Here is a 19,481-nt window from a genome sequence, read left to right as displayed (position 1 = left end):
CAGGCATGCCGATCGCCGTGCGCGCGAAGACCCTGTTGACCACCCTCGCCGCCGCCGCGCTGACCGTCGGAACGCTGTCGGCCTGCGACGCCACGGCGGGCCCCGCCGCAGCGGCGAACACCGACTCCCGTCAGGTCACCGTGGTCGGCGCCGGGCAGGTGCAGGGCACCCCGGACCTGTTGACCGCCAACGTCTCCATGGAGTTCATCGCGCCCGACGTCACCAGTGCGATGAACCAGTCCAGCGACCGGCAGCAGGCTGTCATCAACGCCCTCGTCGACGCGGGCATCGAGCGCAAGGACATCAACACCACGCAGGTCAGCCTGCAGCCGCAGTTCGGCCCGGACAGCGTCGACATCGCCGGCTACCGGGCCAGCAACTCGCTCGACGTCAAGATCCGCGACCTCGGCGCGGCGTCGCAGGCGCTGGCGCTGATCGTCAGCACCGGCGGCGACGCCGCGCGGATCAACTCGGTGAACTACTCGATCGAGGACGACTCGCAGTTCATCCGCGACGCGCGGGCGCGGGCGTTCGAGGACGCAAGGAGCCGCGCCGAGCAGTACGCCGACCTCTCGGGACTCGGTCTCGGCGACGTCGTCTCGATCTCCGAGGTCGCCGGCGAGACGCCACCGGTGCCGATGCAGGCGCCGCGCGCGGCCATGGAGTCGGTGCCGCTGGAGCCGGGTCAGCAGTCCGTCGGCTTCACGGTGACCGTGGTGTGGGAGCTGTCCTAACCCGCAGGACTGATGTCGACGGGGATGCCGTTGAGCACCGCGGTGCCCGAGAGCGGGTCGAGCACCGCACCGTCGTTGAGCCGGTTGACGTTGACGCCCGGGCGCACGGCGGCGACGGCCAGCCGGGTGCCGAGCACGTCGTGACCCCAGCCGTGCGGTAGCGACACCACGCCGCGGCGCAATCCGTCGAACATCTCGACCGGCGCCTCCACCTCGCCGCCGGGCCCCTTGATCACCGCGGAGCCGGTGAGCCCGAGTGCGGCGGCGTCGGCCGGGTGGATCTGCAGCGTGCAGCGGTTGGTGCCGCCGGCGAGCGCGGGCAGGTTGTGCATCCAGCTGTTGTTGGAGCGCAGGTGCCTGCGGCCGATCAGGACGAAGTCCGCTTCGCGGCGTTGCAGCGAGTCCAGCAGCCGGCCGACGTCGGCGGCGAATGGCTCGGGTGCGAGTTCGACCTTGCCCGACGGCGTGCGCAGCACCTCGGTCAGCCGCGGCCGCAGTGGCCCGAGGTCGATGCCGTGCGGGTTGGCCCTGAGCCGGTCGAGCGTCAGCCCGTCGGGGCGGGCGCCGAACGCGTCGCCGTAGGGGCCGAGCCGCAGCATCATGTCGAGCCGACGTTCGTAACCGGGGCCGGGTGTCAGCATCGCGGTCAGCTCGGCGGCGTCGCGGCCGGCGACGGGTGAGTCGGGGTCGGCTGTCTCCCTGCCCAGCGTGGTCGCGATCACCTGGTCGTCGACGAGTCCGGGGTCGCCGTCTGGCGCCATCCCGTAGAGGATCAGCGCCAGCCGGGCCACGATCTCGACTTCGCCGGGCCTGCCGTCGGGCAGCGGCAGCGCGGGCGGCGAGTACCGCGCGGTGTTGCGGACCGCCAGGTTGTTCAGCGCGACGTCGAAGTGGGCGGTCCGCGACGGCGGCGGTGGCGGCAGGATCACATCGGCGTGCCGGGTGGTCTCGTTGAGGTACGGGTCGACGCTCAGCATGAAGCCGACGCCGTCGAGGGCGCGGCTCAGCCGGTCGCCGTCGGGTGCGGACAGCACGGGGTTGCCCGCCACGGTGATCAGCGCCCGCACCTGGCCGTCGCCGGGCGTCTCGATCTCCTCGGCCAGCGCGATGGCGGGCAGTTCGGACAGCGCCTCGGGATGCCCGGACACCCGGCTGTGCCAGCGGCCGGTGCGGAAGCCGCGGCCCGGCCGGTGCGGCCGCGGCGCCGAGGACACCGGCGACTGCGGGAACATCACGCCGCCGGGCCGGTCGAGGTTGCCGGTGAGGATGTTGATCACGTCGACGAGCCAGCTGGCGAGGGTGCCGAATTCGACGGTCGAGGTGCCGAGGCGGCCGTACACGGCGGCGCTCGGCGCGGCGGCGATGTCGCGGGCCAGCGCACGGATCTCTTCGGCGGCCACACCGCAGTGCGCGGCGACGGCCTCCGGTGCGAAGTCGGCGGCCAGCGCACGGACCTGGTCGACGCCGGCGACGAGGCCGGCGGGTTCGGGCGTGGCCAGCTGCTCGTCGAACAGCACGTGCACCACGGCCATCAGCAGCGCGGCGTCGGTGCCCGGCCGCGGGGCGAGGTGGCGGTCAGCGAGTTCGGCGGTGCGGGTGCGCGCCGGGTCGATGACGGTCAGCGTTCCGCCGCGCTTGCGCAGCGCCTTCAGCTTGCCGCCGAAATCGGCTGCGGTGGTGACACTTCCGTTGGAGACCAACGGGTTCGCGCCGATGATCACCAGGTGGTCGGTGCGGTCGAGGTCGGGCACCGGGAAGGCGATCGGATTGCCGAACAGGTGGCCGACCGAGACGTGCTTGGGCATCTGGTCGAGCGTGCTCGCCGAGTACACCTGCCGGGTGCCGAGCGCCTTGACGAGCAGCGGGACGTAGAGCGCGCCCGCGATGCTGTGCGCGCTCGGGTTGCCGAAGTACACCGCGACCGACGGGCCGCCGTGCTCACGCAGCACCGCGCCCAGCCGGTCGGCAACCACCGCGAACGCCCCGGCCCAGGTGGTCTCCACCAGTTCGCCGTCGCGTCGCACCAGCGGTGCGGTGAGCCGGTCGGGGTCGTTGTCGAGTTCGGGGAAGCCGGCGCCCTTCGGGCACAGGTAGCCGGCGCTGAACACGTCGGCGCGGTCGCCGCGGGCGGCGGTGACGGCGCCGTCGTCGACGGTCAGTGTCAGTCCACAGGTGGCCTCGCACAGCGGGCAGATCCGGAGCGCGGTGCCGGTCATCGTCTACCCCTCGTAGACCTTCGGGTCCAGCGTGCCGATGTAGGGCAGGTCGCGGTACCGCTCGGCGTAGTCCAGGCCGTAGCCGACCACGAACTCGTTCGGGATGTCGAAGCCGACGTAGGCCATCTCGACGTCGGCGCGCACGGCGTCGGGCTTGCGCAGCAGCGTGCACACGTTGAGGGACCGCGGCCTGCGCTGGGCCAGGTTGCGCAGCAGCCACGACAGCGTCAGCCCGGAGTCGACGATGTCCTCGACGATCAGCACGTCACGGTCGTTGATGTCGCGGTCGAGGTCCTTGAGAATGCGGACCACGCCCGACGACGACGTCGACGAGCCGTAGGAGCTCACGGCCATGAATTCCAGCTGGGTGGGCAGCGGGATCGAACGGGCCAGGTCGGTGACGAACATGACCGCGCCCTTGAGCACCGTCACCAGTAGCAGGTCCTGCCCGTCGGGGCCGATGTGGTCGCGGTACTTCTCGGCGATCAGCGCGCCGAGTTCGGCCGTGCGCTCCTGGATCTGCTGTTCGGACAGCAGCACCGACTTGATGTCCCCGGGATACAACTCGGCTGATTGCGCAGACACGTCCACAGCGTGCCACGTCCGCACCCGTCCGACCACCGCGAGGTCGTCGAAAAGGCAGGACGGTTTCGCGTTCCGGCCGCTATTTTTGGGATCGGTAGCCGCGCGGGTCGGGTCAGCTTGTCTCAACGACGCCGCACGGTGTGGCGCAGGAGATAAAAGGACACACATGACCACTCACAAGATGGGCACCCGGCTCCTCGCAGGCGCCGTTCTCGCGGGCGGACTCGCCCTCACCGGCGTCGCGCTGACTCCCGGCATCGCCCAGGCCAAGTGCAACTCGCTGAGCATGTGCGGCCAGGTGTGGTGCCCCGGACAGCCGCTGCCCGTCGGCGGGTCGGGTATGGCACCCGACGTCAAGTGGGACATGAACGTCTGCCACACCTATTTCTACGGTTTCGCCGGTCGCACCGGTGCGACCGACGGGCAGGTCCAGGTGGGGTGGCGAGTCCTGGAGGGTCAGCCGTCGAACGTCGGCCCCTTCGACTTCTTACAGCGCTGACGACTGATCGGTTCGGCACTCAGGGTCAGCGCACCGTCGTGACGCCCCGCGACCAGCCGTTGCGCCGGTAGCGACGATCCGACCGCGACGCCGCCCTGCCCCCGCCAGCCGGTGACCAGGGCGTCGACACCACGGATCTGTGTGTCGGTGAGCCCGTGGGCCCCGCCGGCCAGCAGCCACAGCCGGATCACCCGGCGTCTGACCGCCTCCGGGAGAGCGGCCAGTCCATCGGTGCTCAGTCCGTCGTCGGTGACCACCGCGGCCAGTCCGTCGCGGGCCAGGTCGTCCAGCGCGTCGTTGTCCTCGCGGAGCGCGGTGGCCGTGCGGGCCAGCGCTTCGGCGACGCCGCCGTTGAGGACGTCCTCCAGCAGCGGCAGCACCTCGGCGCGCAGGCGGCTGCGGGTGAAGCGCGGATCGGTGTTGTGCGGGTCGTGCCACGGGGTGAGCCCCAGTTCGGCGCACGCCGCCACGGTGGTGGCCCGGCGGACCGAGAGCAGCGGGCGATACCACGGTGGGTCATACGGCCTTGTCCCGGCGATCGAACGGGCGCCGGAGCCTCTGCCGAGACCGAGCAGCACCGTCTCGGCCTGGTCGTCGAGGGTGTGGCCGAGCAGCACCGGCGCCGCGTCACGAGCAGTCTCCAGCGCTGCGTAGCGAGCTGACCGTGCCGCCGCCTCCGGCCCGCCCGCGGAGCCGACGTCGACGCGAAGCACCTGTGCGTCAACGCATCCCAGGCGCAGCGCCTGTTCACCGGCGGTGTCGGCGATCCGCGCGGAATAGGGTTGCAGGCCGTGGTCGACGATCAGTGCCGTGGTCGGCTTCAGCGGGGCGGCCGCCGCCGTCAGCGCCAGCGAGTCGGGGCCGCCCGACAGTGCGACGCACCACCGCTCGTCGCCGGCGCCGTACGTGCCCGCGAAGGCCGCGACCGCCGCCCGCAAGGCGGCTACAGCACCCGTTCGATCCATCGTTGGGGTTCGTCGATCTCGGCGGGCAGCGGCAGCGTGTCGGGTCCGGACCAGACGGTGTTGAAGCGCGTCATCCCGACGCGGCCGACGACGTGGTCGACGAACGCCTTGCCGCGGGTGTACTGGCTCATCTTGGCGTCCACGCCGAGCAGCGCCCGCACCACTCGCTGCAGCGGCGGCTGTTTGCGCGTGCGCCGTTCGTCGAACCGGCGTCTGATGGTGGCCACCGACGGCACCACCTTCGGCCCGACGGCGTCCATCACGTGGTCGGCGTGTCCTTCGAGCAGCGTGCCGAGCACCAGCAGCCGGTCCATCGCCTCGCGCTGCGGCTCGCCCTGCATCGCGCGCATCAGGCCGATCACCCCGGTGGCGTTCGGATCCTGGTCGGCGTCGGCCCCGTTGCGCCTGGTCCGGACGAACTCGGCGAGCCTGCCGACCACCTCGGTGACGTCCTCGCCGGCGTCCTGGGTGAGCACCGCCAGGGACTGCGACATGTGGTCGGCCAGCCACGGGTTGGCCCGGAACTGCACCCGGTGGGTGACCTCGTGCAGACACACCCACAACCGGAAGTCGGTGGGCGACACCCGGAGTTGTCGCTCGACGGCGATCACGTTGGGCCACACCAGCAGGAGCTCGCCGCCGCCGGTCGCGAAGGGGTCGTACTGGCCCAGGATCCCGGAGGAGATGAACGCCAGCACCGCGCCGGTCTGCGCGCCCGTCAGGTGTCCGGATACGAATCCGCGTGGTGCGTCGCCGCCGCCGGTCATCACCCGCATGGAGCCGGTGGCCGCACGGACCCACTGCGCGCGGTCGACGATGCGGGCCTCGGTGACGGCCTGCCCCTCGTTCAGTCCGGTCACCTCCCGCACCGGCAGTTCGGCCTCGCGGGCCGCGGCGGCCAGCTGGTCGACGGCCTGGCGGCGGGTGTAGTCGGTGGTGACCGGGCCGGGCCGGGCGAGCTTCGCGCCGACGGTCGCGGCGAACTGCCAGTCGACGGCGCGGCCGACGGTGAGTTCGGCGCCGCTCATCTGGTGCACCCGCAGGTGCGCAGGGTGGCCGCGAACGCGTCGAGCGCGGTGCGGCCGGTCGGGCCTGCATTGTTGGACATCAGCGCGAACGTCAGCACGCGGCCGCTGGCGTCGGTGACGATGCCGGCGAGTGAGTTGGTCCCGGTGAGCGAGCCCGTCTTGGCGCGCAGCCAGCCCGCGGCGGCGCGGCCCTCGACGGTGTCGAGGTAGCGGTTGGACAGGGTGCCGCTGCCGCCGGCGATCGGCAGCAGGTCGACCAGCGGCCGCAACTTCGGCTGGTCGTCGCCGGTCGCGACGGCGACGACGTCGTCGAGGGTCAGCGCGGTGAGCCGGTCGTCGACGGACAGCCCGCTGGAGTCCTCGAGCACGGCGCGCCGGGTGTCGACACCGGCCTCCTCCAGCTGGTCCAGGACGGCCCGCGCCGCGCCGTCGAAGCTCTGCGGCTCGTCGACCTGGGCGGCGACCTCGCGCCCGATGGCCTCGGCCATCACGTTGTCCGACGCGTTCATCATGGTGCGCAGCCTCTCCATCAGCGGCGGGGACTGCACGGCGGCGATCTGCTTGCCGCCGGTGTAGGACGTCGGCCGCACGCTCACCATGGCCGGGTCGATGTCGAGCGCGATCGCCAGGGCCCGGCCCGCGTCCAGCGCCGGTGTGATGGACCGCCGCGACTCGTCGCTGACCGGCTGGGTGCGCCCGGCGTCGAGCATCACCGGCGCCATCGGCGCGATGTCGCCGCCGGGGATGTCGAGCGGGTCCCAGCCGACGGCCATGTCGGGCCCGCTGTAGGCGCTGACGTCGACCTGGACGGCGGTGACGTTGATGCCGCTGCGGCGCACCTGATCGGCGAGGTCGCTGATCCGGGCGGCGTCCTTGTACCAGGTGTCGGTGCCCTCGGGCGCCGCCGAGAGGGTCGGGTCGCCGCCGCCCTTGAGCACCACAAGCCCCCGGTCGCGCTGCTGGTCGCCCGCGACCACGGTGGTGGTCAGGCGCGCCTCGCGGTCCAGGGTCAGCAGCGCGGCGGCCGCGGTCAGCGTCTTGTTCGTCGAGGCGGGCTGCATCGGGATGTCGGCGCCCCTGGCCCACACCTCGTCGCCGGTGAGGGCGTCGGTGATGCGGCCGGTGAAGTTCCCGAGGTCCGGGTTGGCCAGCGCGCGGGCCAGTGCGGCGGCCATCCCGCGTGCCGTGGGCCGGGGTGCGTCGTCGGCGACCGGCTTGATCGCCGGGTCGGCGGTGACGGGGGTGGGCAGCGGTTTGGCGGCCTGGGCCTCACCGCCGCGGCCCGCGGTGAGCACGCCGGCCACGGCGACGACGGCGGCGACCAGCAACAGCACCGCCGCGCCGATCACCACATGGGTGGAGCGCTTCCACCGCGCGGGCCGCATCACGTCCGTGGTTCCTGCCTTCGCCACTACTCGCCCCGGTGAGCTCACCGGCAGGCACCCCCCGGGCACCTCATCAACGAGGGTATCCGCTCCATTAGGGTTGTCCCGCGTCGTCGTCACGACGCCCCGCATCGCAAACGACGTGAGAAGGAGCCGGGCCGTGGAGTTCGAGGTCGTCATCGAGATCCCCAAGGGATCGCGCAACAAGTACGAGGTCGACCACGAGACCGGGAAGGTCAAGCTCGACCGCTACCTCTACACCGCGTTCGGCTACCCCACCGACTACGGATTCATCGAGGACACCCTCGGCGAGGACGGCGACCCGCTCGACGCGCTGGTGCTGCTGCCCGAGTCGCTGTTCCCCGGCGCGGCGCTGGACGCGCGGCCGGTCGCCATGTTCCAGATGACCGACGAGGCAGGCGGCGACGACAAGGTGCTGTGCGTGCCTGCGGGCGATCCGCGCTGGGAGCACATTCGCGACCTCGGCGACATCGACGACTTCGAGCTCAAGGCGATCGAGCACTTCTTCGTGCACTACAAGGACCTGGAGCCGGGCAAGTTCGTGAAGGCCTCCAACTGGGTGGGCCGCGAGGAGGCCGAGGCCGAGGTGCAGCGTTCGGTGGAGCGCTTCAAGGCCCAGGGCCACTGATCCCGCCGTCGCGGAATTTGCCTGCGCGTAACACGGCGTAACGCCACCGTCCCATCGCCGCTGGACCATGGGGCACATGCTGATGCACCAGGGCATCGGACTCGACGCCTACAACGCGATGCCGCAGCGCCGGGCGGTGCACGCGGTCTACGAGTGCTGCGGCAGCGTGTCGCTGGCCGCCGACCTGGCGCGCGACCGGCCCTATCGCAACCACGACGCACTGTTCCGGCAGGCCGACGCGCTGCTGTTCGCGATGGCCGAGGTGTCGATCGACTCGATCCTGCAGGCGTATCCGAGTGTCGGCCGGCGGCCGCGCAGCGCCCGTTCACAGTGTGAGCAGTGCGCGGTGTGGGACGAGCGGCCCGAGGTGATGGCGCAGCTGGACGCGCACGCGCGCAGCTACGAGCAGCAGTTCGGCTTCGGCTTCGTGATGTACGTCAACGGCTTCGGCGCGGCGGACGTGCTGGCCGCGATGGTCGACCGGCTGCACAACGACGTCGACACCGAGCGCAAGGTGGTGCGCAACGAGCTCGCCCGCATCAACCGCAGCCGCCTGGAACGCATGCTGGGACCCGAAGGCGGCTACCACAACTGGTAGGCCACTGCCCTAGTCTCGGTGCGTGAGCACCCCGTCCGGCCCCGTGTCGCAGTCGCACTTCCTCTCGCTGCCCGATCTGGCCGTGCGCTCGGCGGGCGGGGCGGTGGTGTGGGCCAACGACGACCTGTTCGCCGAGAAGGAGAACCTGATCACCCCGGGCCCGGCGACCTACCGGCCCGCCACGTTCGGCCACAAGGGGCAGGTCTACGACGGGTGGGAGACCCGCAGGCGGCGCGACGCCGGCCCGGAGTCGCACGACGCGGCGATCGTGCGGCTCGGGGTGCCCGGGATCGTGCGCGGTGTGGTGGTCGACACGGCATGCTTCACCGGCAACTACCCGCCGGAGGTCTCGGTCGAGGCGGCGTTCGTCTACGGCCATCCGTCGGTGTCCGAGCTCGTCGACAACACGCACTGGACCACGATCGTGGAACGCACCGGCGTCGACGGCGACACCCGGAACCTGTTCCCGGTCGCCACATCCCGGCGGTGGACCCACGTGCGGCTGACCATTTATCCCGACGGCGGGGTGGCGCGGCTGCGGGTGCACGGCGAGGGACTGCTCGACCCGCAGTACGCGGAGTTGCCGCTGGACCTCGCCGCGCTGGAGAACGGCGGCCGGATCACCGCGTGTTCCAACATGTTCTACAGCTCGCCGAACAACCTGCTGCTACCGGGCACCGCCCGGCACATGGGCGACGGCTGGGAGACCTCGCGCCGCCGCGACGCAGGCAACGACTGGGTGGAGGTCCAGCTCGGCGGCCACGGGGTGCTCGACTTCGCCGAACTCGACACGTCCTACTTCCTCGGCAACGCGCCGGGGGCCGCGACGTTGCGTGGCCGCGACGATCCCGACGGCGAGTGGTTCGAACTGCTGCCGCGCACCGAGTTGCAGCCCGACACCCGGCACCGCTTCGTCATCGGCGACGACCGGCCGGTCACCCAGGCCCGGCTGGACATCTTCCCCGACGGCGGGATGGCCCGGCTGCGGCTGTTCGGCCGCCTCACCGAGCAGGGCCTGCGGCGGGTCGCCGAGAAGTGGAGCCTGTCCGGCTGACTCAGCGGGCGACGAGGTTGTGCAGCGGCTCGCCGCGGTGCAGCCTGCCGATGTTGGCGGCGATGTCGTCGGCCCGGCCGATGAAGGTGTCACGGGTGACGCCCGAGGAGTGCGGCGTCATCAGCACGTTCGGCAGGTCGGCGAACGGCAGCGCGCTGGGAGCGCCGTAACCCGTGGCATCGGGATACCGGTACCAGACGTCGACGGCGGCGGCGGCGATGGCCTGAGACGAAAGCGCCTCGTACAGATCGCGTTCGACGACGAGCGGCCCGCGCCCGACGTTGATGAGCACCCCGTGCGGCCCTATTGCGGCGAGTTCGGCCACGCCGATCATGCCCACGGTCTGTTCGGTCAGCGGGGCCGAGACCACGACGACGTCGGACTCGGCCATCAGGTCGGTGAGCCGGCCGGTCCCCGCCGCCCACCGCAGTCCCTCGGCGGCCGCGTCGAGATTGCCGCGGCCGGTGACGGCGGCACCGTCGGCGCCGAACGCACGGAACAGCTCCCAGCTGCGGCGGCCGATGTGGCCGAAGCCGACGAAGCCGATCCGGGCGCCCCGCAGCGAGGCGGGCTGGGCGATCGAGCGGTCGTACACCGAGGTCGCCCACCGGCCGGTGCGCAGCGCCCGGTCCTGCTCGAGAAAGTGCCGCCGCAGCATCACCGATGCGGCGACGACGAACTCGGCCATCGACTGCTCGTGATGGAAGGTGTTGGCCACCAGCGTATCCGGCGACAGCGCGTCGAAGTCGATCTTGTCGGTGCCCGCCCCCGCGGCGTGCACCAGCCGCAGTTTCGGGGCGGCGGCGGCCAGCTGCGCGCCGAACCGGCCGCCGACGAAGACGTCGGCATCGCCCAGCTCGTCGGCGACCGCACCGTCGGGCCAGCACACGCTGACACCGTCGGGCAGTGCGGCTTCGAACCGGTCGCGGTGCGGGGCGAGGTTGGTGTCGCCGACGACGACCTTCATCCGCGCGTCATCGGTCGAGCGCCGGGCGCTTGCTGTCGAAGGTCCAGCCCGGGACGAGGAACTGCATGGCCGCCGCGTCGTCGCGGGCGCCGAGGCCTTCGCTGCGGTACAGCTCGTGGGCGGCGGCCACGGCATCGTGGTCGATGTCGACGCCGAGCCCCGGGCGGTCCGGCACGGTGAGGTAGCCGTCGGCGATCGTGAACGGCGCCTTGGTGATCCGCTGGCCGTCCTGCCAGATCCAGTGCGTGTCGATCGCGGTGATCTCGCCGGGCGCGGCGGCAGCGACGTGGGTGAACATCGCCAGCGACACGTCGAAGTGGTTGTTGGAGTGCGACCCCCACGTCAGGCCCCAGGCGTCGCACAGCTGCGCGACGCGCACCGAGCCGTTCATGGTCCAGAAGTGCGGGTCGGCCAGCGGGATGTCCACGGCGCCGGTGCGGATCGCATGCCCCATCTCGCGCCAGTCGGTCGCGATCATGTTGGTGGCGGTGGGCAGACCGGTGGCGCGTTTGAACTCCGCCATCACCTCGCGGCCGGAGAACGTGCCCTCGGCTCCGACGGGGTCCTCGGCGTAGGCCAGCACGTCGGTCAGTTCGCGGCAGGTGCGGATGGCGTCGGCGAGCAGCCAGCCGCCGTTGGGGTCGAGGGTGATTCGCGCGTCGGGGAACCGGTCGGCGAGGGCGATCACGGCCTTGGCCTCGTCCGGTGCGGGCAGCACGCCGCCCTTGAGCTTGAAGTCGCGGAAGCCGTAGCGCTCGCGGGCGGCCTCGGCCAGACGGACCACCGCCTCGGGCGTCAGCGCCTCGTCGTGGCGGATGCGCAGCCACTCGTCGGCGCCGGCGTCCTCGTCGGCGGAAGACCGGTAGGCGAGGTCGGTGCGGGTGCGGTCCCCCACGAAGAACAGGTAGCCGAGCGCCTGCACCCGGTCGCGCTGCTGCCCGTCGCCGAGCAATGCTGCGACCGGCACGTCGAGGTACTGGCCGAGCAGGTCGAGCAGCGCCGACTCGACCGCGGTGACCGCGTGCACGGTGACACGCAGGTCGAACGTCTGCGCGCCGCGGCCGCCGCTGTCCCGGTCGGCGAACCGGGTCCGGATCGCGGCGAGTGTCGCGTGGTAGGCGCCCAGCGCCGAGCCGACCACCAGCGGGGCGGCGTCTTCGAGCGTGCGGCGGATCTGCTCGCCGCCGGGCACCTCACCGACACCGGTGTTGCCGTCGGAGTCGGTGAGCAGCACGAGGTTCCGGGTGAAGAACGGCCCGTGCGCGCCGCTGAGGTTCAGCAGCATGCTGTCGTGTCCGGCGATGGGCACGACCTTCATCTCACTGACGACGGGAGTACGGGTCTGCGCGCTCATGATGTCCTCACCCTAGAATCGCCGTTCTATGCGTGTCCAACACCAATGGGGCATGGACCAATACCGGCATCGAATCAGTATTGACGCTCATCCTGCGAACCATCGATCGCCGTTGACCAGCGGCCGGACCACCCGGGACACCTTGTCGCAGACCATCCGCAGCGCGTCGACGATCTCGCGTTCCCGCTCGCCGGTGAGACGCTCCAGCGGGACCGACGCGCTGATGGCGTCCTGCGCGGGCGTGACGTAGCGCAGCGGCACCGCGAAACACCGAACCCCCGGGGTGTTCTCCTCGTACTCGGTGGCGTAGCCGCGCACCCGCGCCTCCTCCAGCGACGCGTCGAGCACGGCCCGGTCGGTGATGGTGTGCGGAGTCAGCGGCGACAGCGACACCGGGATGTGGGCGTCGCGCTCGGCGCCGAACCGCTCGGCCAGCAGCGCCTTGCCGAGCGCACACGTGTAGGCCGGCAGCCTCCTGCCGACCTTGTTCGACGTCCGTACGTACTGGCGGGATTCGCGGGTCGCCAGGTACACGACGTCACCGCCGTCGAGCCTGCCGATGTGGAACGTCTCGTCGAGGTCGCTGCGCAGGTCGTCGAGGAACGGCGCGATCACGGGCAGGTAGGGGTCGGCGTCGAGGTAGCTGGTGCCGACGAGCAGCGCGCGGACGCCGATGCCGTACTGGCTGCCGGTCGGGTCCGACCGCACCCAGCCCTGCGCCACCAGCGTGCGCAGCAGGGCGTGGGCGCTGCTGCGCGGCATGTCCAGCGCTCCGCAGATGTCGCGGATGCGGGCCGGCCGGTCCGGGCGGGCGGCCAGGTATTCGAGCAGTTCGACGGTGCGCACCGCGGACTTCACCCTGCGGTCGGCCGCCGGCTCGGCAGGCTCGCCCATGACGCCCTCCTTCATCCCGTGATCTGACGGACGATCAGCACGACGGCGCCCACCGCGGAGACGGAGATCGCCAGCCAGCGCTGCCGCTGCCGGTCGAGCACCCGGTTCATCAGCCGGGACAGCAGGTATCCGATCACCACCGCGGGGCTCAGCAGCAGGAAGGACACCACCGAATGCCGGTCGATCTCCCCGCCGATGGCGAGCACCACGAGGGAGAGCACCGAGCCGACCAGGAAGAAGCCGCTCATCGTGCCGCGCAGCCTGGCGCCGGTCACCTTCTGCCAGACCAGGGCCATCGGAGGGCCGCCGATGGCGGTGGCGGTGCCGAGCACACCGGACGCCGCTCCGGCGAGCACCAGGTTGCGCCGGTGCGGCACCGGCGCCCATCCGACACTGGTCAACAGCACACCGCCGAGGACCACGCCCGCGAGCACCAGTGCAAGCGCCTTGTCCGGCAACATCACCAGCAGCAGCGCCCCGGCGACCGTCCCCGGGACCCGGCCGGCCAGCGCCCAGCCGGTGCCCTGCAGATCGATCTGCTGGTGCTCACGCGCCACCACCAGGATGGTGACGAGGGTGGCCAGCATGATCAGCGTCCCGGGGATGAGGCTCGGATCGACGAGCGCCACGAACGGCGCGGCCAGCATCCCCATGCCGAAGCCGATCGACCCCTGCATGCACGAGGCCAACAGGATCGCGGCGGCGATCACGCAGTACGCGGCGACACTCACGCCGACATCGTCGCCAACCCGCTCTGTTCGGACTGCAGCGGGTGGTGGCACAGCGCGGTGTGGCCGTCGGCCCGCGGGTCGGCGGCGACCGGCGGCGTCTGCTCGGCGCAGATGTCGGTGGCCCGCCAGCACCTGGTGCGGAAACGGCAGCCCGACGGCGGGTTCAGTGGCGAGGGCACCTCACCGCTGAGCAGGATCCGCTCGCCGCGCTGGGCGGCGTCGAGCTTCGGCGCCGCGGACATCAGCGCGGCGGTATACGGATGGCTGGGCCGCTCGAAAACCGCCTCGGTGGGCCCGTTCTCGACGATGCGGCCGAGGTACATCACCGCGACCCGGTCCGCCACATGCCGCACCACCGACAGGTCGTGGCTGATGAACACGTAGGAGATGCCGAGCTGATCCTGCAGATCGTTGAGCAGGTTGAGCACCTGCGCCTGCACCGACAGGTCGAGCGCGGACACCGGTTCGTCGCAGATGATCACGTCCGGGTCGAGTGCGAGCGCCCTGGCGATGCCGATGCGCTGGCGCTGCCCGCCGGAGAACTCCTGCGGGAACTTGCCCGCGGCCTTGGCGCCCAGCCCGACGAGGTCGAGCAGGCCGCGCACCCGCATGTCGCGGTCCTTGCGGTTCGGGTGCAGCGACTTGTGGGTGCGCCACGGCTCGGCGATGATGTCGCCCGCCGACATGCGGGAATTCAGCGACGCGTAGGGATCCTGGAACACCATCTGCACGCGGCGGCGGAAGTTCAGCAGGTCTTTGCCGCGCAGCCCGAACGGGTCGACGCCGTCGAACGTCACGGTGCCCGAGTCGGGTCGCTCGAGCATCATCAGGGTGCGCGCGAGTGTCGATTTGCCGCAACCGGATTCGCCGACCAGGCCGAGCGTCTCACCTCGAGCGAGGTCGAGGTCGATCCCGTCCAGCGCGGTCAGCCGGTTCTTGCCGCCGCCGGGCACGCGGAAGGACTTGCGCAGATCGCGGACGGTCAGCAGCTGGCCGTCCATTGCGGTGTCAGGCATTTCGGACCTCCTCCGGGAAGTGGCAGGCCACCTTGCGGCCGGCGGTGCCGGCAAGCGCTCCAGGGACGGCGGGGGCTTCGAGTGCCGGGCGGGTGGTGGTGCAGACGTCGCGGGCGATCGGGCAGCGCGCCTGGTACACGCAGCCCTCGGGGATGGAGTGCAGGTCCGGGGGCGACCCGCCGATCGACTTGAGCGCCTCGCCGCGGACCGCGTTCACGGGCACCGAGTCGAGCAGCCCCTTGGTGTAGGGGTGCCGCGGGTCGGCGAACACCTCGGCGACGGGCCCGGTCTCGACGATGTTGCCGGCGTACATCACCGCCACCCGGTCGGCCTCCTCGGCCACCAGCGCGAGGTCGTGGGTGATCAGGACGACCGCCATGTGGAATTCGGCGCGCAAATCACGCAGCAGCGCCATGATCTGCGCCTGCACGGTGACGTCCAGGGCGGTGGTGGGTTCGTCGGCGATCAGCACGGTCGGGTTGAGCGCCACGGCCATCGCGATCAGCAGCCGCTGGCGCATGCCGCCGGAGAACTGGTGCGGGTAGGAGTTCAGCCGCGACTCCGGCTGCGGGATGCCGACCCGCGCCATCAGCTCCACCGCCTTGCGCCTGGCGTCCTTGGCGCTCATGCCCTCGTGGATGCGGAACGGTTCCGACAGCTGGGTGCCCACGGTGTAGAGGGGGTTCAGCGCGGTCAGTGCGTCCTGGAAGACGATCGCCAGCTCCGTGCCCGCCAGCCTGCGCCGCGTCTTTCGGTCGACGGCCAGCAGGTCGTCGTCGCCGAGACGGGCGGAGCCGGCCACCACCTCGGCGACGGGTTCGAGCAGGCCGACGAGCGCGGTGGCGGTCATCGACTTGCCGCATCCGGATTCACCCAGCAGCGCCAGCGTCTCGCCGCGGTGGGCGGAGAACGTCACGTCGTCGACGGCGCGGACCGTGCCGGTGATGGTGCGGATGTCGACGGTGAGGCCGTCGACCTCGAGCGCCGGGTCGGCGTCGACCTTGTCGAGCGGCGGATGGTCTGCGACAGCGGTCATGAGAGTGCCTTTGCACGCTTGGTGAAGCCGGACAGTTTCTTCTGCGGGACGGTGAGCCGCCACCGCTGGGCGGGATCGGTGGCGATGCGCGCCCAGGCGGCAAGGATGGTGGCCGACACCGTGGTGATGACGATGGCGAGGCCGGGGAAGAACGACAGCCACCACGCGGTGTGCAGGTAGGTGCGGCCCTGCGACACCATCAGGCCCCAGCTGATGTCGGGCGGCTGGATGCCGATGCCCAGGAAGCTCAGCGAGCTCTCGGCGAGCATCACGTAGCAGAAGTCGAGCGTCGCGACCGTCAGCAGCGTCGGCAGCACGATCGGCAGCACGTGGCGCCAGATGATGGAGTGCGCGCTGGCACCGAATGTCCTTGCGGCGTCGACGAAGAGCCGGCTCTGCAGCTCGGCCGACTCTGCGCGGGCGGTGCGCAGGTAGACGGGGATGCGGGTGATCGCCAGCACCAGCACGATGTTCGCGGCGCTCGGTGAGAACACGTAGAGCACCACGACGGCGAGCAGCAGCGACGGGAAGCTCATGATGACGTCGGCGACGCGCATGGCGATGGTCTCCCGCCAGCCGCGGTGGTAGCCGGCCCACATGCCGACGGCCGAGCCGATCACCGCCGAGATCACCACCGCGGGGATCGCCACCGAGAGCGTGGTCTGGCTGGCGACGATGAGGCGGGCCAGCATGCTGCGGCCCAGCGGGTCGGTGCCGAGGATGTTCGCCCAGCCGTGGGACAGGGTGAACGGCGCCTGGTTTGAGTTGTCCAGGTCGATGTCGGTGGCGAGGTCGCCGACGAGCATCGGCCCGAACGCGGCGGTGAGGAACACCAGGCCGAGCACGCAGGCCGCGACCGCGGCGACGCGGTCGTTGACCAGCAGCCGGAACCACGCCGACCGGTTGCGGCCCTTCGACAGGTCGGTGTCGGCCTCGCCGACGATCGCGGTGGTCGGTTTGACCGGCACCATATCGATCTGAGTCATGGTGAGCTCCTTAGACCTTCGCGGGTTCGCGGACGCGGGCGTCGAGCAGGGCGTAGCAGGCGTCGATGATGATGTTGAGCAGGAAGATGCTCACGGCGGTCAGCAGCACGGCGGCCTGCAGCACCGCGAAGTCCCGTTGCAGGATCGCGTCGATCATCAGCTTGCCGATACCGGGCCAGCCGAAGATCGCCTCCACCACGACGGCGCCGTTGATGAGGCCGACGGCCAGGTCGCCGGCCACGGTCAGCGCGGGGGCGGCGGCGTTGCGCAGCGCGTGGTGGGTGACGACGCGGAAGTCGCTTGCGCCCTTGCTGCGGGCCAGCCGGATGTAGGGCGCCGACAGCGCGGACACCATGGCGCCGCGCACCACCTGGGTGAGCACGCCGAGCGGGCGGATCATCAGCGTGGCGATCGGCAGGATCCACGACAGCATCCCCGCGTCGGTGCCCGAGGTGGGCAGCACGCCGAGCAGCACCGCGAACAGCCACACGCCGGTGATCGCGAACCAGAAGTCCGGGATGCTGGCGGCGGTCATCGACAGCAGACTGGAGAACCGGTCGGCCAGCGAGTTGGGCCGGTAGGCCGCCCAGCAGCCGATGACGACGGCGCCGACCATCGCCAGCAGCATGGTGACCAGGGCGAGCTGCAGTGTCGCGGGGAAGGCCCGCAGCGCCATCTCCGCGGCGGGTTCACCGGTGCGCAGCGAGGACCCGAAGTCGAGATGCAGGACGCCGGTGAAGTAGTCGCCGAGCTGGGTGAGCCAGGGCTTGTCGAAGCCGTTGGCGGCGGCGAACTCCGCGCGCTGTTCGGGTGTCGCCGACTCGGGCAGGTACAGGTTGGTGGGATCGCCGGTGAGCCGGGCCAGCAGGAAGACGCCCAACAGCACGATGATCAGGGGCAGGGCGCTGGTGTACATCCGGCGCCGGACGAATCCGAACATGGTGTCGGCCTTCCTTACTGGGCGTCGGTGCGGTCGGTGGCGCCGTCGCGGGCCGGTGTCATCTCGGCGAGCCGCATCTCGTCGCCGGTGGCGGAGTTGGGGGTGTAGTCCACGCGCGGCGACTTGCCGAGGATGCCGGTCATGTGCGCGATGTAGGCGAACTGGGCGACCTCGTCGGGTTCCTCGGCGAACAGTTCGGCGTAGGCGTCCTGGCGCTGCTGGCCGGTGAGCTGGCCCGCCGCGTCGATCTTCTTGTCGAACTCGGGCGTGCCGCAACCGTTCTGGGCGCCGTCGGTGCGCATGTACTGATCGACGCTGAACGCGGCGTCCCCGGCCTGGTTGCCGTGCATGATCAGCGCCACGAACGGGCCGGCGTTCTCCGGGAAGGGCCGCAGCTGGAACTGCAGCTGACCGGCGGTGTCCATCATCTCGATCTTGGCGTTGAGGCCGACGTCGGCGAGCTCGCTCTGGATCACCTCGACGGACTCGACGACCTTGGGGAACTGCGCGGTGCGGCCGATCAGCCGGATCTGGCGGTCCACCGGAACACCGTCGGCCCTGGCCTCGTCGACGAGTTGCTTCGCCTTGTCCGGATCGTGCGGCCACGCGGCCAGTTCGCCGTTGTGGCCGACGACGCCGTCGGGGATCAGCTGTGCGGCGGGTTCGCCCATGTCGCGGAACAGCGCCTTGACGATTCCGCTGCGGTTGACGGTGTAGTTGATCGCCTGCCGCACGCGGATGTCATTGAGCGGGGCGTCGGTACAGGTGATGCGTAGCGCGGTGGTCTCGTTGTTGGGGAACTCCACGCCGAGATCGCCCGCGCCGTCCTCGAGGCCGAGGCCCGTCGCGATGTCGGTCTCGTCGCCGGTGATCATCGCGGCGCGGACGCTGCCCTCGCTGCGCCACTGGTATTCGGCGCGGGCGAACGACGGCTTCTCCGCCCAGTAGGTCTCGTTGCGCTCGAGCACCAGCTTCTGCCCGTAGTCCCAGTTCCCGATGACGTAGGGGCCGGTGCCGATCGGCTCGCGCACCTTCTCGGTCATGCTGGTGGTGCGCGGGACGATCTCCACGAACGACAGCCGCAGCGGGAGAATCGGATCGGGCGTCTCGGTGGTGACCGTCAGCTTCGTGTCGCTCGGGGTGTCCAGTACCAGCTTGTCGTCGCCGAAGACGTAGCCGTCGACGTTGCACTGCAGGTCGGAGTTCACCGCGCGGTCGATCGAGAAGGCGGCGTCGGTGGCGGTGAACGGCGCCCCGTCGGAGAACGTCACCCCCGACCGGATGTCGAAGCTCCAGACGTTCGGCGAGTCCTGGCGCCATCCGGTGGCCAGCAGCGGCTCGAGGTCGCCGGTGCCCGGATCGCGTTCGATCAGCGGCTCACTGATGTTGGAGCGGACCACGACGCCGGTGGAGGTCAGCGAGCTCTCACAGGGTTCGAGTGTGGGCGGCTCCTGCTGCAGCACGATGCGCAGGGTGTTCGGGTCGTAGCCGCCGTGTCCGCTGTTGGCCACGGTGCAGCCGGCGGCTGTCACACAGGTCGCCGCGGCGGCGGCGGTGAGGGCCAGCACGCGGCGCGCCCGCCGCGTGGTCGGGGTTGTGGACCTCATGAATCCTCCGAATGTGGCGTCCACGTATGTGGATGACTTGTGTGATCGCAACCACACGCTAGGGACGGGCGGAATGCGGGTCAACCGGTGTGAACGGCCCGGAGCGGCGCGGAAGTGGCACGCGGCACACGGCGCTGCGGCAAGTTAGGTGACGGTAATTGTGGGTCTGAGCTGCGGGATCATGGTGTCGGCGGCGTCGGCGATGCGCCGCCGGTTACGCCAGGGGCCGATCCATGC

At 71.0% G+C, this 19,481-nt stretch carries 19 protein-coding genes; 5 read left to right on the top strand and 14 right to left on the bottom strand.

The annotated features are described in order from the left end of the window. Nucleotides 1-5: 5 nt before the first annotated feature. Nucleotides 6-734, top strand: coding sequence for an SIMPL domain-containing protein (locus tag H7I41_RS29425; RefSeq protein WP_264016187.1), 729 nt, complete (start codon nt 6-8; stop codon nt 732-734). On the opposite strand, the gene H7I41_RS29420 is transcribed toward H7I41_RS29425, so the two are convergent. Together H7I41_RS29420 and hpt are read right to left on the bottom strand one after the other, a co-directional pair. Continuing rightward, nucleotides 731-2,950: a molybdopterin-dependent oxidoreductase gene (locus H7I41_RS29420; protein WP_264016186.1), complete on the bottom strand. Its 2,220-nt coding sequence runs from the start codon at nt 2,948-2,950 to the stop codon at nt 731-733. The genes H7I41_RS29425 and H7I41_RS29420 overlap by 4 nt on opposite strands. 3 nt (nt 2,951-2,953) lie before the next feature. Beyond that, the gene (gene hpt / locus H7I41_RS29415; protein WP_372503826.1) at nt 2,954-3,535 is read right to left on the bottom strand and encodes a hypoxanthine phosphoribosyltransferase; all 582 of its coding nucleotides are present in this window, start codon (nt 3,533-3,535) and stop codon (nt 2,954-2,956) included. A 166-nt stretch (nt 3,536-3,701) separates the two neighbouring features. Here hpt and H7I41_RS29410 point away from each other — a divergent pair, with 166 nt between their 5' ends. Then, the gene (locus H7I41_RS29410; RefSeq protein WP_264016184.1) at nt 3,702-4,034 is read left to right on the top strand and encodes a hypothetical protein; all 333 of its coding nucleotides are present in this window, start codon (nt 3,702-3,704) and stop codon (nt 4,032-4,034) included. Here H7I41_RS29410 and tilS read toward each other — a convergent pair. Genes tilS through dacB form a run of 3 tightly spaced genes read right to left on the bottom strand, consistent with a single transcriptional unit; the run spans nt 3,992 to nt 7,412 of the window. Next, nucleotides 3,992-4,999 (bottom strand): tRNA lysidine(34) synthetase TilS, encoded by a 1,008-nt coding sequence (gene tilS / locus H7I41_RS29405; RefSeq protein WP_264016183.1) that lies wholly within the window; start codon nt 4,997-4,999, stop codon nt 3,992-3,994. The genes H7I41_RS29410 and tilS overlap by 43 nt on opposite strands. Further along, nucleotides 4,978-6,027, bottom strand: coding sequence for an Rv3626c family coenzyme F420 biosynthesis-associated protein (locus H7I41_RS29400; RefSeq protein ID WP_264016182.1), 1,050 nt, complete (start codon nt 6,025-6,027; stop codon nt 4,978-4,980). The genes tilS and H7I41_RS29400 overlap by 22 nt, the downstream gene beginning before the upstream one ends. After that, complete coding sequence (dacB, locus tag H7I41_RS29395; protein WP_264016201.1) at nt 6,024-7,412, bottom strand: D-alanyl-D-alanine carboxypeptidase/D-alanyl-D-alanine endopeptidase; 1,389 nt, start codon at nt 7,410-7,412, stop codon at nt 6,024-6,026. Before dacB ends, H7I41_RS29400 begins: the two co-directional genes overlap by 4 nt. 160 nt (nt 7,413-7,572) lie before the next feature. Here dacB and H7I41_RS29390 point away from each other — a divergent pair, with 160 nt between their 5' ends. The 3 genes from H7I41_RS29390 to alc all read left to right on the top strand — a co-directional run bounded on the left by H7I41_RS29390 (nt 7,573) and on the right by alc (nt 9,713). After that, complete coding sequence (locus tag H7I41_RS29390; RefSeq protein WP_264016181.1) at nt 7,573-8,061, top strand: inorganic diphosphatase; 489 nt, start codon at nt 7,573-7,575, stop codon at nt 8,059-8,061. A 76-nt stretch (nt 8,062-8,137) separates the two neighbouring features. Next, on the top strand, nt 8,138-8,659 hold the full coding sequence (locus H7I41_RS29385; RefSeq protein ID WP_264016180.1) for a 2-oxo-4-hydroxy-4-carboxy-5-ureidoimidazoline decarboxylase: 522 nt from the start codon (nt 8,138-8,140) through the stop codon (nt 8,657-8,659). Nucleotides 8,660-8,681: 22 nt separating this feature from the next. Continuing rightward, complete coding sequence (gene alc / locus H7I41_RS29380; protein ID WP_372503825.1) at nt 8,682-9,713, top strand: allantoicase; 1,032 nt, start codon at nt 8,682-8,684, stop codon at nt 9,711-9,713. A 1-nt stretch (nt 9,714) separates the two neighbouring features. Here the strand turns inward: alc and H7I41_RS29375 are convergent, their stop codons facing one another. From H7I41_RS29375 to H7I41_RS29335, 9 genes are all read right to left on the bottom strand, one after another. Then, on the bottom strand, nt 9,715-10,680 hold the full coding sequence (locus tag H7I41_RS29375) for a 2-hydroxyacid dehydrogenase (protein WP_264016179.1): 966 nt from the start codon (nt 10,678-10,680) through the stop codon (nt 9,715-9,717). Between the two features lie 7 nt (nt 10,681-10,687). Then, entirely contained in the window at nt 10,688-12,034 is a 1,347-nt protein-coding gene (gudD, locus tag H7I41_RS29370) for a glucarate dehydratase (protein WP_264016178.1), read from the bottom strand. Between the two features lie 87 nt (nt 12,035-12,121). Next, nucleotides 12,122-12,928 (bottom strand): IclR family transcriptional regulator, encoded by an 807-nt coding sequence (locus H7I41_RS29365; RefSeq protein WP_264016177.1) that lies wholly within the window; start codon nt 12,926-12,928, stop codon nt 12,122-12,124. Between the two features lie 11 nt (nt 12,929-12,939). Then, nucleotides 12,940-13,659: a sulfite exporter TauE/SafE family protein gene (locus H7I41_RS29360; protein ID WP_264016176.1), complete on the bottom strand. Its 720-nt coding sequence runs from the start codon at nt 13,657-13,659 to the stop codon at nt 12,940-12,942. Continuing rightward, the gene (locus tag H7I41_RS29355; protein WP_372503824.1) at nt 13,656-14,675 is read right to left on the bottom strand and encodes an ABC transporter ATP-binding protein; all 1,020 of its coding nucleotides are present in this window, start codon (nt 14,673-14,675) and stop codon (nt 13,656-13,658) included. Before H7I41_RS29355 ends, H7I41_RS29360 begins: the two co-directional genes overlap by 4 nt. Next, nucleotides 14,668-15,711 carry an ABC transporter ATP-binding protein gene (locus H7I41_RS29350; RefSeq protein ID WP_264016175.1) on the bottom strand — a complete coding sequence of 348 codons (1,044 nt, stop codon included), beginning with the start codon at nt 15,709-15,711 and terminating at the stop codon, nt 14,668-14,670. Before H7I41_RS29350 ends, H7I41_RS29355 begins: the two co-directional genes overlap by 8 nt. Beyond that, nucleotides 15,708-16,697: an ABC transporter permease gene (locus H7I41_RS29345; RefSeq protein WP_264016174.1), complete on the bottom strand. Its 990-nt coding sequence runs from the start codon at nt 16,695-16,697 to the stop codon at nt 15,708-15,710. Before H7I41_RS29345 ends, H7I41_RS29350 begins: the two co-directional genes overlap by 4 nt. A 10-nt stretch (nt 16,698-16,707) precedes the next feature. After that, nucleotides 16,708-17,637, bottom strand: coding sequence for an ABC transporter permease (locus H7I41_RS29340; protein ID WP_264016173.1), 930 nt, complete (start codon nt 17,635-17,637; stop codon nt 16,708-16,710). A gap of 14 nt (nt 17,638-17,651) precedes the next feature. Further along, nucleotides 17,652-19,244: an ABC transporter substrate-binding protein gene (locus H7I41_RS29335; RefSeq protein ID WP_264016172.1), complete on the bottom strand. Its 1,593-nt coding sequence runs from the start codon at nt 19,242-19,244 to the stop codon at nt 17,652-17,654. Nucleotides 19,245-19,481: the final 237 nt, after the last annotated feature.

Source organism: [Mycobacterium] manitobense, assembly GCF_025821665.1.
Lineage (GTDB): Bacteria > Actinomycetota > Actinomycetes > Mycobacteriales > Mycobacteriaceae > Mycobacterium > Mycobacterium arseniciresistens.
The sequence above is the reverse complement of the archived record's forward strand: the minus strand, read 5'-3'. Positions and strand labels throughout refer to the sequence as shown.

Coding starts and splice junctions, on each gene's coding strand:
- H7I41_RS29350 (WP_264016175.1), bottom strand. CDS start 15,711: ATGACCGCTGTCGCAGACCATCCGCCGCTCGACAAGGTCGACGCCGAC.
- H7I41_RS29355 (WP_372503824.1), bottom strand. CDS start 14,675: ATGCCTGACACCGCAATGGACGGCCAGCTGCTGACCGTCCGCGATCTG.
- H7I41_RS29345 (WP_264016174.1), bottom strand. CDS start 16,697: ATGACTCAGATCGATATGGTGCCGGTCAAACCGACCACCGCGATCGTC.
- H7I41_RS29335 (WP_264016172.1), bottom strand. CDS start 19,244: ATGAGGTCCACAACCCCGACCACGCGGCGGGCGCGCCGCGTGCTGGCC.
- gudD (WP_264016178.1), bottom strand. CDS start 12,034: ATGAGCGCGCAGACCCGTACTCCCGTCGTCAGTGAGATGAAGGTCGTG.
- H7I41_RS29340 (WP_264016173.1), bottom strand. CDS start 17,637: ATGTTCGGATTCGTCCGGCGCCGGATGTACACCAGCGCCCTGCCCCTG.
- H7I41_RS29425 (WP_264016187.1), top strand. CDS start 6: ATGCCGATCGCCGTGCGCGCGAAGACCCTGTTGACCACCCTCGCCGCC.
- H7I41_RS29375 (WP_264016179.1), bottom strand. CDS start 10,680: ATGAAGGTCGTCGTCGGCGACACCAACCTCGCCCCGCACCGCGACCGG.
- H7I41_RS29400 (WP_264016182.1), bottom strand. CDS start 6,027: ATGAGCGGCGCCGAACTCACCGTCGGCCGCGCCGTCGACTGGCAGTTC.
- H7I41_RS29410 (WP_264016184.1), top strand. CDS start 3,702: ATGACCACTCACAAGATGGGCACCCGGCTCCTCGCAGGCGCCGTTCTC.
- H7I41_RS29385 (WP_264016180.1), top strand. CDS start 8,138: ATGCTGATGCACCAGGGCATCGGACTCGACGCCTACAACGCGATGCCG.
- tilS (WP_264016183.1), bottom strand. CDS start 4,999: ATGGATCGAACGGGTGCTGTAGCCGCCTTGCGGGCGGCGGTCGCGGCC.
- H7I41_RS29420 (WP_264016186.1), bottom strand. CDS start 2,950: ATGACCGGCACCGCGCTCCGGATCTGCCCGCTGTGCGAGGCCACCTGT.
- dacB (WP_264016201.1), bottom strand. CDS start 7,412: ATGCGGCCCGCGCGGTGGAAGCGCTCCACCCATGTGGTGATCGGCGCG.
- H7I41_RS29365 (WP_264016177.1), bottom strand. CDS start 12,928: ATGGGCGAGCCTGCCGAGCCGGCGGCCGACCGCAGGGTGAAGTCCGCG.